Source organism: Amycolatopsis sp. CA-128772, from assembly GCF_002904295.1.
Taxonomy (GTDB): domain Bacteria; phylum Actinomycetota; class Actinomycetes; order Mycobacteriales; family Pseudonocardiaceae; genus Amycolatopsis.
The window spans coordinates 146,273-158,267 of record NZ_PPHG01000098.1 but is presented as its reverse complement, the minus strand read 5'-3'; the positions used below and the strand labels follow the sequence as shown (position 1 = coordinate 158,267).

Below are 11,995 nucleotides of genomic sequence, written 5' to 3'. Positions count from 1 at the left end.
AGTAGCAACAGTGGCCGGCTGAGGCGTAGTCGAAACACCCGGAAAGGATCAGATGCCCACCGAAACGGACTCGCTGGTCGTGGTCGCCGACCGGTTCTGGGACGGGATCGCCGACCGTCCTGCCGGACGAACCGCGGTGCTCGTCAAAAGGGGCCACATCGAGGAGGTCGCTCCGGCCGGGCCCCAGGAAGCGGAGGTGATCGATCTGGGCGACCGCACGCTGGTTCCCGGATTCATCGACTGCCACGTCCACGTCGTGCCGGACCTGGCACCCGGCACGTCCATCAGCGCCCAGACCCTGGCCGCGGTGACGGCGTTGCGGACCCTGCTCGACAACGGCTTCACCACGGTGCGCGACCTCGGGTGCTCATCCCCCTCCATCACCGCCGACCTGAAGCAGGCACAGCGGGAAGGGGTCGTCGAGGGTCCGCGCATGGTGGTGGCGCCGCGCATCATTTCCGCCCGCGGGGGCCACGGCGACAAGTCAGCCGGCCTGCCCGAACGCTTCGGCATCGAACTGGGCGCCCTCGCGGACGGCCTCGGCGAGGTCATCCGCACCGTCCGCACCGAAGCGAGACAGGGTGCCGACTGGATCAAGTTCGCCGGCACCGGCGGGTTCGGCTCCGAAAACGACGATCCCGAGCTGATCACCTACTCCCAGGACGAAGTCGACGTCCTCGTCGCCACCGCTCGCGACCTGGGCAAACCCGCTGCCGTCCACGCGTTCAACGACGAAGGCATCCGGCGAGCCGCCCACGCCGGCGTTCGCTCGGTCGAACACGCTTCGCTCGCCACCGCCGCTACGTTGTCGACGCTTGCGGACAAAGGCATCTGGCTCGTCCCCACCCTGGTCGTCACCGTCGAATTCCTGCGACACCTCGACGACGACTCCTTTTGGGCGGACAAACCCGGCCATCTCCGGAGCACCTTCCGCGCTCACGAGGAGCGGCTCCGTGAGTGCGCTACCCACCCCGCCCGCTCCCCGGTCCGGATTGCGTTCGGCTCCGACGCCAGCGTCCTGCCCCATCGGGACAACTGGCGTGAATTCCCGGCAATGGTTTCCACGGGCATCAGCCCGCTGCGCGCGCTCCGCGCCGCCACCTCCGAAGCCGCACCACTGCTCGCCACCCCCGACCGCGGCACCGTACGCCCCGGCGCGCTCGCCGACCTCATCGCCATGCCCGGCAATCCTTTCGACGACATCGACTGCACCGGAAACGTCGACTTCGTCATGCAAGACGGCCGAATCAAGCGGCACACCCCTTCCTGACGCAGAACGATCAGGTGTGGCCGTCTCGATGGACACCACCGGCCCGGCCGGTGGAGGCCGGCGCTCGAAGTCGCAGCGAAGGGCAAATCAGCCACCTGAAAGCGGACTCAATTCGGGAACGCACACCCGCAACCGGCTATGCCGGGCTTCGCCGATGAGCCCTTGGGCGGCACCGTCGGGCAGGCCAGCAACAGCGTCAACACCTTGTAGGCGGCATCGCGGCGCGCCTTGCGCCCGGCCAGGACACCAGTGAGTGCCAGAATGGTCACGAGTGTGAGTCCCACGCCGAAGACCGCCGCCGTCAGGACGGGTGCGTTCGCCGCGGCGAACGCACCGGCTCCGAGCACGCCGGCCCGACTCAGAGAGGTGGGCAATGGATTCGCCATGGTCGTCTCCTGACCGGTTGCCTGGGTGTTGTCACGGTCGAGCTTGCCGGTTCGGTCGTCCGGTTCGGTCCGGTGCCGGAAACCGGACGCGGTAGGCAACGTGACCGGTCCAGCTGATCCGATACCGGAGTTCCGAGCCCGGCTGCGGGAGTTGCGCGCAAAAGTCGGCGACCCTTCGTACGAGGCACTGCGGCTTGAGGCAAGTCATGCCAGCGGGCCGGACCTGCCCAAGGCGACTACAAGTGAACTGTTGACGGGACGAAGGTCGCCGCGGTGGACGACCGTCGCAACGTTCGTGCTGGCTTGCCGGCGGTACGCCAACGGCCGCAAGCAGCGAATCCCGCCCGAATTGACCGATCTGTCGCGCTGGAGACGCGAATATGAGCAAAGTCGGCAGCTACCTGCGGAGTTCGCCGATGGTCCGCTACGGCAGCCGTATCGCGCCGCGGACACAGCGGAAACCCCGGTCCGGCTACTCCGGGCGGAGTACGCGGTTGTGCCGTTCGCCGCGCGGAACGAGCTGATCGTCCTGCTGGACTGGTGCCGGAAAGTCGCCGACGGTGATCGGACAGGCATAGCCGTGGTGCACGGCATCGGCGGTGCGGGCAAGACCCGGCTGGCGCTGGAGCTGGCTCAGAGCCTTCGGGGCGAGGCGTGGACAGCCGGCGTGTTGCCGAAGGCCACCGATCCCAGCCGGCTCGCGTCGGAAAAGGGGCGCGTGCTCGTGGTGCTCGATTACGCCGACGGCCGGGTCAAGGACGCGATCGCTGTGCTGAAGGCACTGCGCATGCGGTCGGGTCCCCCGGCGATCGTCGTGTTCACCGCACGGTCGTCCAGCGGCCAATGGCTGACGGACATCATCGGCTCACTCGACGACGACCGGCACGCGTACCGGCGAGAAGACATCGGCCTACCCGACAACCATCCGAACCCGCGCGGCATCTACGCACGCACGGTCGCCGCGCTCCGGCCGGAGGTCGAGGAACGACCCGACTTGCCCGTCCCGGCCCCGGACACCCGCTGGACGACCTTGGACTTGGTGCTGTTGGGCTGGATGACCGCGGCGGGCGAAACCACTCTGCCCACCACGAGTGAGGAGCTCTACGACGAGGTGTTGCGGCACGAAGAGAACTACTGGTGCACGGTCTACAACCGGTTCCGCACCGACAGCGTCCCCGAGCGTGCCCTCCTCCGCCGAGCCGCGGCGTGTGTTTCCTTGGTCTCGCCGCCGGAGCAGGACGTCGACAACGTGCTTGCCGCGATCAGCGACCTCCGCGAGGATCCCCCGGAACGGCGTACGGTCCGGCGCACCCTGCAGACCTGCCTCAGCCCGGCCTCCGGAGAAGGCCTCGCCGTCCGCCCTGACCCGGTCGCCGACCACCTGCTCCGCGAGCTGTGGCGCGACGACGCGCTCGTGCATCGCGTACTGACGCGAGCTTCGGACAGCCAGCTGGAGACCGCCCTGCTGGTCATGGACAGAGCCGGCCAGGACGAACCGGACGTCGTCACCGAACTGCTCGTCACGATGGTCGAGGCGAGTACCGGTCGTTGGCCGGCACTGCTCACGGTCGCGGCGGAGCGGGCCGGCGCCGCGAAGAACGCCCTGGAACGTCTCGCCGACCGGCCGGACAGCCCGGTGCCACTCGATGAGCTGTCGGCAGCCATCCCCCCTACGTCGTCGCTGTGCGACCTGGGCCTGATCGTCGATGAACGTCGGCTCGCCCGGGCACGGGCGCTGCCCGCACCCGACGAGGTGCTGAGCCGGTTGCTGGCAGAGGTTTTTCAGCGGGCGTTCGGAGCCGGCAACTACGCGCGGGCCCTGCGCTGTGCTCTCGAGTCCGCCGATCGGTACTCGGATCTCGCTGGCGAGCATCCAGCCACCTACCTTCCTCCTCTTGCCGCCTCACTGAACAACCTCGGTGCCGTGCAGCTGACCCTCGGCCACCACGACGAGGCGCTGGAATCGAGCCGTGCGGCCATCGATATCCTTCGCCAGCTCGCCGGGCGGGACCCGCAGGGGCATTCCGCACGCCTCGCGACATCGCTGTCCAACCTGGGCAACTCGTCGTCGAGGCTTGGGCGGCACGACGAGGCTCTCCGGTACTGTCACGAGGCTGTCGAGCTGATACGCGACCTCATGGCTGATGATCCACACGCACATCTGCGGGAGCTCAACACGTCATTGCAGACCCTGGCATGGGCGTGGTCGAGGTCGGGACAGTACGCCAAGGCCCTCGAATGCAGTTCGGAAGTCCTTGAGTCTCGCCGACGCATCGCCGGCGACGACTTCCGCCGTCTCCCCGAAGTCGCCGAATCCCTGAACAATGTCGGTGCGATGCTGCTCAGGTTGGGACGCTATGATACGGCACTGGAACACTGCGCGGAGGCCGTAGGACTCTACCGGGAACTGGCGGCGAACAATCCCGACAGATACCTGCCGGACTACGCGCAGTCACTGTACAACTTCGGTGGCACGCTGACAAAACTGGAACGCGCAGAACTCGCACTCCAACCCAACCTCGAAGCTGTAGGCATCTATCAACGGCTGAAATCCGCGGCTCACCGACCCGACTTGGCGATGTCCCTGAACAACCTCGCGAGCGCACTCGTCGGAGTGAACAACTACGAGGAGGCCTTGACCGCGAGCCGGGAGACAGTCGCGATCTACCGCGAGCTGGCCACCGAATCCTCGGCGTGGCAAACCGAACTCGCGATGTCACTCACCACCCTGGGCGCCGTACTGACAAGAACGAACTCGCACGAGGACAGCCTGATCGTCCTCCAGGAGGCCGTCACCCGATACCGGGCGATGACCGAAGGAAATCAAGGTTTCCGCGCGGACCTCGCGCGCGCCTTGAACAATCTCGGCGCCGCACTGTCGATCGCGGCTCGCCCGGAGTCATCACTGGCGAACTTCCAGGAAGCACTTGACCTTTTTCGCGCGTTGGGAGTCGAAGATCCCACCGCATATCTCCCCGAACTGGCAGCATCGCTGCACAACTACACCCGAGCCCTGATCGAGGCCCGGGACTTCGAGCAGGCGTGGCCACCCGGCACCGAGGCGGTCGGTCTCTACAGGCATCTCGCCACCAACGTTTCAGACGCTTATCTACCACACCTGGCCGCGTCGCTACACGACCTCGGCAAGATCCTTGTGGGGTTCGAGCGCTTCGCTCAGGCCCTACCTCTCTGCCAGGAAGCCGTCACCTTACGCCGCATCATGGCGAATCACGATCCCGCTGGGAGACTTGCGGACTTCGCCGCCTCGTCGGACCTTCTGGCCACCGTGTTGCTGCGGGCAGGCTGGTTCGAGCCGGCGCTGGAGCACAGCCAGGACGCCGCCGCGTGCTACCAACTGCTCACGGACGCCGTTCCGGGCGCATACTTGCCCGACCTCGCCGGCGCCCTGCACAACGTCGCTGTGGCACTGTGCGAACTGGGGCGTCACGAGCAGGCAGTCGAACCGAGCAAATCCGTCGTTGACCTGTATCGCAGGCTGGCCGAAGGGAATCAAGCGGAACAGCTGACGAACCTCGCACGATCATTGAACAATCTCGGTGCCAGATTTTCGGAATCGGGACTCTTCGAGCAAGCACTGGCACCCATCCAGGAAGCCGTCGACCTCCGGCGCGATCTGACCGCCGGCAACGCAGATCACCTGCCCGACCTTGCCGCATCGTTGAGCAACCTCGGCCTTCTCCTGTCGAGAACGGACCAACATGAAGGTGCACTGACTTCCAGCAACGAGGCACTGACCCTCTTCCGCAAAGTGTCGGACGCAAACCCTGCCTACCGGCTGGGTCTCGCGAGCGCATTGAGCAATACCGGTTCGATATCAGCCGCCGCGGAGCGGCACGAGCAAGCACTGGGACACCTGAATGAGGCAGTGAAAATTTTCCTGGAGACAATTCTCGTCGATCCCGCCGCCAGCCTGCCATGTCTCATCGATTCCCTTCGGCAACTCCCCGACGTCGAGGCGGCGCGCACCACGTGGACCGAGGCATTCACGTCGACCCCTGACGATCACATTCGCGCCGTACTACGTACGGAACTGGCGCGGTGGGCCGCGGCCGCCGGCGCCTCGGACCAGGCCAGGAAACACCTTCGGCTTGCCGCCCAAGAAGCAGACGCGCAGCCGGAAAACGTATCCCCCGCCCTGGTCGGCCTCGCTCGGCAAATCGTGCGAAACGCAGTTGGGAACCATGATGTCGATGATTTCCCGGCATGGGTCACCACAGCACTACCCGACGCCCACCTCGACCTACTCGCCACGGTCGGAGCCACGGCCGATTGGCCCTCACTGCGAATCGCACTGGACGAACGTCGCGACGTCCTCGAATCATCCGAATGGGCCGCCACCCTGAACGCATTTCAGGCACTGAATCCCACCGACCCGACACCGAACATACTTCGACATGTACTGGAAGGAATTCAAGAGCACGGCTATGACATTTACATCGACAAGCAACAAACCATCCACACCCGGACTGGATTGATCGGCGCTTGGACCGCCAAGACTTCGTGGCGAGAGTCAGCCGAGTTCTTCCACGAGCACCGCGAAGCGATCACGGACCCCGAATTCCATCGCATGCTGTCCACCATCGACAGTGACGTGGCCAGGCAACACAGCGCCATAGTTCGCCTGGCTACCCTCTTGACGGTCCATCAGGCCTACGCGATCGTCTCGGATCCTGTCGACGCCGAGGAGGCAACGTTCGACGCCATCGAAGCCGGTGACGTCGCTCGCCTGAAGGCTATCGCCACGGCTGCACCTGAGCTGCGGACTCACGCCGCGACCTGGGACCTGATATCGGCAGTTCTATTGCTCGCCGGCAACGACCCCGACGAGGCGATGTGGTTCGGTCGGAAGGTCGCCGACCAAGGCAGCCCGATACTGCGGCGCGCCCACTCCGTCCGGCTACGCTCGTTCGGTGCGCGCAACCCGGATATCGTGGGAGTTTCCGAGCTAGCGGACATCATCGACCCGGCACACGGCCAACCGGGAGCGGAACCCATCGAGGCGAGGCCCTCCGACACAACACATTCCGGCTGCGGCCGAAAGCGTCCTTGACCGGAGCACGTCTCCACTCCGAGGCGTATCGATGGCCTGTTGCCGCCGCGTCGCCCTGGCGACGGCCGCGGCTCACGGCACCGAGGCCGGCCTCACCTCCCACACCGCCTCGAGCGGTCCCGGCAGCCGCAGCTTCCAGCCGTGGGGCGCCGCCCGGTGGCCGGGTGCGGGCCGCACGCCCGGCAAGGTCTCGAAAAGCACCTCCAGTGCGGTGCGCGCCAGCGCGGTGACCAGCAGGTACGCCGGGCAATGGTGCGGTCCGGCGCCGAACCCGAGGTGGACGCGGGCTTCGCGCCGGAGGTCGAACCGGTCCGGCTCGGTGAACACCGCCTCGTCGCGGTTGGCCGAGGCGATGGCCGCCGCGATCATGGTGTCCGCCGGAAGCTCGCGGCCCGCCAGCCTTGTGGCGCACCTCGTGCGCCTGCCCAGCACGCCGACCGGGCCGCTCCACCGCAGGGCCTCGGACACCGCCGCGCCGAGCAGCGCCCGGTCGGCGCGGACCGCGGCGAGCTGCGCGGGCGCCGACCACAGCGCCGCCAGCGTCCAGCCCGCGAGCCAGCCGGGTTCGACCGCGCTCAGCGCGAGGTGCTTGACCACCGGCCCCACGTCGGCGTCCGGCCGCGAGTCGCCGCGCGGCCGGTGGGCGTGCAGCAGCGCGGAGATCACCGACCCGTCCGGCTCCGCGCGAAGCCGCCGGACGACCGTGGTCAGGGCGCTGTCGGCGGCCAGGTCCGCGGCCGCGGCCGCGGCCACCGCCGGGTCGCGGCCGAAGTCGTTGGCCACCCCGGTCAGCAGGTTTCCCCACCGGCGCAGCGTTTCCGCGCCGGTGTCCCGGCCGAGCCCGAGCAGCGCGGACACGGCGATCGCCGCGACCGGTTCGAAGTAGTCCGCGGCGACGTCGGCCCGGCCGGCCGGGCGCAGTTCGGCGGCGACCCGGCACGCGACGGGCCGGGCGACCGCGTCGACGAAGCCGCCGATCCGCTCGGCTTCGAAGCCGGGCTCCACCGCCGCTCGCACGTCCCGGTGCGACTCGCCCTCCCGCATCAGCAGCGGCGTTCCACCGCACAGGCCGAGCATCGGTGACCCCGGCTGTTCGGTGGTGAACCGTTCCCCGTCGGTCAGGACCCGGTGGACGTCGTCCCAGCCGGTCACCAGCCATTGCCGGACCTCCGGCACCCAGCTCACCGGCTCGGTCCGGCGCAGCCGGGCGTAAACCGGGTAGGGGTCGGCCTCGAGTTCGGCGACGGCGACCACGGTCAATCCCGGAACGTCAGCGCGCTCGCCACCTCGGGCAGGGGGAACGGGTGGCCGGCCAGCCGTTCGGTGTGCTTGAGGAGGCTTTCGAGGAACCTCTCCGCGAGGTCGAGGGTGAACCCCTGCCGGCACACCACGCGGATCACGTCCACGTGCTCCAGGTCCGGCGGCAGGCTGTAGGCGGGCACGTGCCAGCCGTCGCCCTTGAGCGCCTCGGACAGGTGGTACACGGTGAAGCCCACGTTTTCCGGGTCCCGCAGGCGGAACGCCACCACCGGCAGGTCCTCGCCGTCGGCGATGACCTCGTACGGCGCGATGCGCCCGATGCCGGCCGCGACCTGCCGTGCGACCTCCTGGCACCGCTGCGCGATCAGCTGGAAGCCGGCGAGCCCGTTGCGCAGGAACTGGTAGTACTGGGCGATCACGCCGGACGCCGGGCGGGAGAAGTTCAGCGTGAACGTGGGGTGGTGGCCGCCGAGCACGTTGCAGTCGAAGATCAGCGACGTCGGCAGGTACTCCGGGTCGCGCCACAGGCACCAGCCCGAGCCCGGGTAGACCAGGCCGAACTTGTGGCCGGACGCGTTGATCGACACCACGCGCGGCAGCGCGAAGTCCCAGGCGAAGTCGACGTCGAGGAACGGCGCGACGAAGCCACCGCTCGCGGCGTCGACGTGCAGCGGGACATCGACGCCGCTGTCGCGGGCGACGCCGTCGAGGGCGGCCGCGATGTCGGCGACCGGGTCGTAGCGGCCGTCCTGCGTGCTGCCCAGGACCGCGACGACGCCGATCGTGTTCTCGTCGACCGCGTCCGCGGTCAGCGCCGGGTCCAGGGTCGTGCGGCCCGGCGCGAGCGGCACCATCCGCGCTTCGACGTCCCAGAAGTTGCAGAACTTCGGCCAGCAGACGTGAACGTGGGTGCCGAACACCATGTTGGGCCGCCCGGTGCCACCGCGTTCCCGCCAGCGGCGCAGCATCGCGAGGCCGGCGAGCATGGCCGCCTCGGAGCTCCCGCTGGTGGAGCAGCCGACGAACGAGCCGTCGTCGTCGTGCCAAAGATCCGCGAGCGCGTTGATGCACTCCTGCTCGATCTGGGAACTCGCCGGGTACTCCTCCCGGTTCATCAGGTTGATCGAGGCGGTCTCGGCGTAGATCTGCTCCAGTTCCGGCTCGGCGACAGTGGTGCAGAACGTGGCCAGGTTGAGCGCCGCGCGGCCGTCGAGCAGCAGCCGGGACCGGACGATACCGGCCGCGACACCCGCGGGCATCGGGTTCTCCGCGAGCCGCCCTTTCGGGACGACGTCCTCGTCGATCCGCTGGGCGAACAGCGGGGCTATCTGCAGATCGCGGTCGTCGGTGATCACGCGCTGCAAGCTCATGGCAACCTCCGGAGCGTTCGGGAACGGTCTCGGCATCCGGCCAGGCCCTCGTCGATCCGGATCGGCGGAAGACGACCTCTTCGGATCGTGGCAGGTCGGTGGGAGGCAAGGGAACAGCGCCGGCCCAGCACAACCCGGACGGGTCGGCGTCAGACCTCGTTGGCTGACCACGACTCACGGACCGTTCACGCGGCCCGCTGCCGCCCCTCCGAAGGGCACGAACGGCCCAACCCGGATCACCCGCCCGGGCAGTGGGCCACGGGTTCGCGGACCGGCCGAACGACTTTCTGTCTTATGTGGACAGACGGTTCCCGCGGCTCCCTGACGCGCACACCCGAGGCGTCCCGCAGCTCACCCTGAGGGGTGCGGCCCGGTCCGCGTCACCCGGCGAGTGCGGCGAGATCGAAAGTCCGCGGTGCGCCGGCGAGGGTCGCCTTCGCCTCGGCGCCGATGCGGTCCAGGATTTCGATGTCGCCGGCTTCGAGCCTGTCGAGCGCCGATCGGGCGACATCGGCCGGGTCGCTCATGACCTCCGCGGGAAGCTCGAGCCCGGCCGCCCGCACGTAGTCGCGCAGCGTCTCGGTCGCGATCAGGCCGGGGACGAGCGCGGCCACCAGGGTGCCCTGCGGCTCGAGCTCGACGCGGACGCCGTTGGTCAACCCCCACTGGGCGGACTTCGCGGCGGCGTAGGACGTGTTGCCGTCGACCGTCGTCCACGCCGCGGCCGAGAGGACGTTGAGGATGGCGCCGCCGCCGTTGCGGGCGAGGATCGGGGCGAACGCCCGGATCATGGCCAGGGTGCCGTAGTAGTTCGAGTCCATCACCTGCCTGATCGCACCGAGATCGCCGGTCGTGAGGTTGCCTCCGGCCGTGAAGGCCGCGTTGTTGATCAGGACGTCCACATCCGTGGCGGCCGACGCCGCCGCGTCCACGCTCGCCTGATCGGTGATGTCGAGGCGCAGCACCTCGGCGCCCGGAAGGTCGACCAGCTCGGGCCGCCGTGCGGTGGCGTAGACCTTGGCGCCCCGCCGCAACAGTTCCTTCGCGAGGTGGTGGCCGAGTCCGCGGTTCGCGCCGGTGACGAGCGCGGTCGCGCCGTGCAGCTTCATGTGTCCTCCATAAGATGACCGATCGGTCAAGTTAACGGCGACGCTACATCCAAAATGACCGGCGGGTCAAGTTGGTAGGATGCTGCGATGCCGTCTCCCACCCGTCGCCTGCGCTCCGACGCGATGCGCAACCGTGAACGCGTCCTGGCTGCGGCCGAGGAGGAGTTCGCCGAACACGGCATCGAGGCGTCGGTCTCGGACATCGCCCGGCGCGCCGGGCTCGCCAAGGGGACCGTGTTCAGTCATTTCGCCACGAAGGAGGAGCTGATCGTCGCGGTCGTGGCGAACCACCTGGCGGAACTGAGGGAGGTCGCGGAGCGGCTGGCGAAGGCGCCGGACGCCGGCGCGGCGCTGCTGGAGTTCCTGACGGTGGCAGGAGACCGCCGCCGGCAACGCGACCTGACGTTCCTCCTTTCGGCCAGTGCCGACGACGCCACGGTCACGGAAATCAGGAACAGCCTGCAGGCGGACGTGAACACGCTGGTCGACCGGGCACGTGCCTGCGGCGCCCTCCGCCACGACGTCACGGGCACCGACGTGTTCCTGCTGATCTGCGCGCCGGTTCACGTCGCCGAGAACCTGCCCGGCGCCCCTTCGGACCTGTGGCTGCGCTACCTCACGATCATCTTCGACGGCCTCCGGCCGGAGGGCGCCAGCCCGCTCCCCCGGCCGGCACCGGACTGGACGTAGCCGGCGGCGTTGCGGGCACGGCAAGCCCTTGCCCGAAGCAGGAGCACGCTCAGTGTCCGGCCGCGCGCAGTGGGACCCATGAGCCGCCGATGCGCAGATCCGCCGGGCGGCGACGACGAAACGCGCGATCGCCTGGTCCAGCTGCCCCTGGCCGGCCTCCTCGTCCGCGCGGAACTTCTCGTCGACCCGGCCACCGAAACCCGGGCGGCTCCCCGCATGGATCTGCCGCACCGGTCTCCGCCACCGAGGACGGATCGACCGCGTCGCGGCCCCTCCAGACCGGTAAGCCCCGCAGCCGATGTGCCGCAGCCACGACCATGGGGAACCGTTGCGCATTCCCGCGGAAACGCAGACGCAGGGCAGGTCGTGTCGGCAGGCCACGTCGGCGACCACGGCCTGGCTGCCGTCGCCGCCGGCCATTCCGAGCACATCCGCGCCGTCGGCCACCGCCCTGTTTCGCGAGTTCGCGCAGGTCGTCGTCGAAGTGCAGCTCGATCGGCCGGATCCCGAGCGCCCGGGCGCGCTCACCAAGCCGGGACGCGATGGCACTGCCGTGGCCGGACTGCGGGTTGAGCAGCAGGACACCCGCCGCCGAAGATATCGCCGCGGACACCTGCCGGGTGACCGCCGGCTGCCCGTCCGCCCGCTTCGCCATCACCGCACCTCCCCGGCCGACCCTGCGGTCCGGGCGGCCCCGAGTCGTCACCCGTCGCGGGTGACCCTGCACCGCGCACCATCGTGGCCCGCCTGCCCACAACCCGATGCCGCACGGGCTCGCACCATCCGGGTGGAGCGCCCGGACCGCCGGGCCGCCGACGGTGGTCAGGCGGGTGGCCCCC

Annotated in this window: 7 protein-coding genes; 3 read left to right on the top strand and 4 right to left on the bottom strand. The window is 68.8% G+C overall.

Annotation, left to right across the window (positions count from 1 at the left end; translation table 11 throughout):
* The first annotated feature begins 79 nt into the window (after nt 1-79).
* Nucleotides 80-1,270 (top strand): amidohydrolase family protein, encoded by a 1,191-nt coding sequence (locus tag C2L59_RS45905; RefSeq protein WP_233224085.1) that lies wholly within the window; start codon nt 80-82, stop codon nt 1,268-1,270.
* A gap of 107 nt (nt 1,271-1,377) precedes the next feature.
* Here C2L59_RS45905 and C2L59_RS47325 read toward each other — a convergent pair whose 3' ends face one another.
* On the bottom strand, nt 1,378-1,755 hold the full coding sequence (locus tag C2L59_RS47325; RefSeq protein WP_146060540.1) for a hypothetical protein: 378 nt from the start codon (nt 1,753-1,755) through the stop codon (nt 1,378-1,380).
* 1 nt (nt 1,756) lies between these two features.
* Between C2L59_RS47325 and C2L59_RS45900 the strand changes: the two genes are divergently transcribed.
* Complete coding sequence (locus tag C2L59_RS45900; protein ID WP_146060539.1) at nt 1,757-6,727, top strand: tetratricopeptide repeat protein; 4,971 nt, start codon at nt 1,757-1,759, stop codon at nt 6,725-6,727.
* A 72-nt stretch (nt 6,728-6,799) separates the two neighbouring features.
* On the opposite strand, the gene C2L59_RS45895 is transcribed toward C2L59_RS45900, so the two are convergent.
* The 3 genes from C2L59_RS45895 to C2L59_RS45885 all read right to left on the bottom strand — a co-directional run bounded on the left by C2L59_RS45895 (nt 6,800) and on the right by C2L59_RS45885 (nt 10,466).
* Nucleotides 6,800-7,981: a cytochrome P450 gene (locus tag C2L59_RS45895; RefSeq protein ID WP_103355858.1), complete on the bottom strand. Its 1,182-nt coding sequence runs from the start codon at nt 7,979-7,981 to the stop codon at nt 6,800-6,802.
* Nucleotides 7,982-7,983: 2 nt separating this feature from the next.
* Complete coding sequence (locus tag C2L59_RS45890; RefSeq protein ID WP_103355857.1) at nt 7,984-9,357, bottom strand: glutamate decarboxylase; 1,374 nt, start codon at nt 9,355-9,357, stop codon at nt 7,984-7,986.
* A gap of 380 nt (nt 9,358-9,737) precedes the next feature.
* Complete coding sequence (locus tag C2L59_RS45885; protein ID WP_103355856.1) at nt 9,738-10,466, bottom strand: SDR family NAD(P)-dependent oxidoreductase; 729 nt, start codon at nt 10,464-10,466, stop codon at nt 9,738-9,740.
* Nucleotides 10,467-10,553: 87 nt separating this feature from the next.
* Between C2L59_RS45885 and C2L59_RS45880 the strand changes: the two genes are divergently transcribed.
* Entirely contained in the window at nt 10,554-11,156 is a 603-nt protein-coding gene (locus C2L59_RS45880) for a TetR/AcrR family transcriptional regulator (RefSeq protein ID WP_103355855.1), read from the top strand.
* Nucleotides 11,157-11,995: the final 839 nt, after the last annotated feature.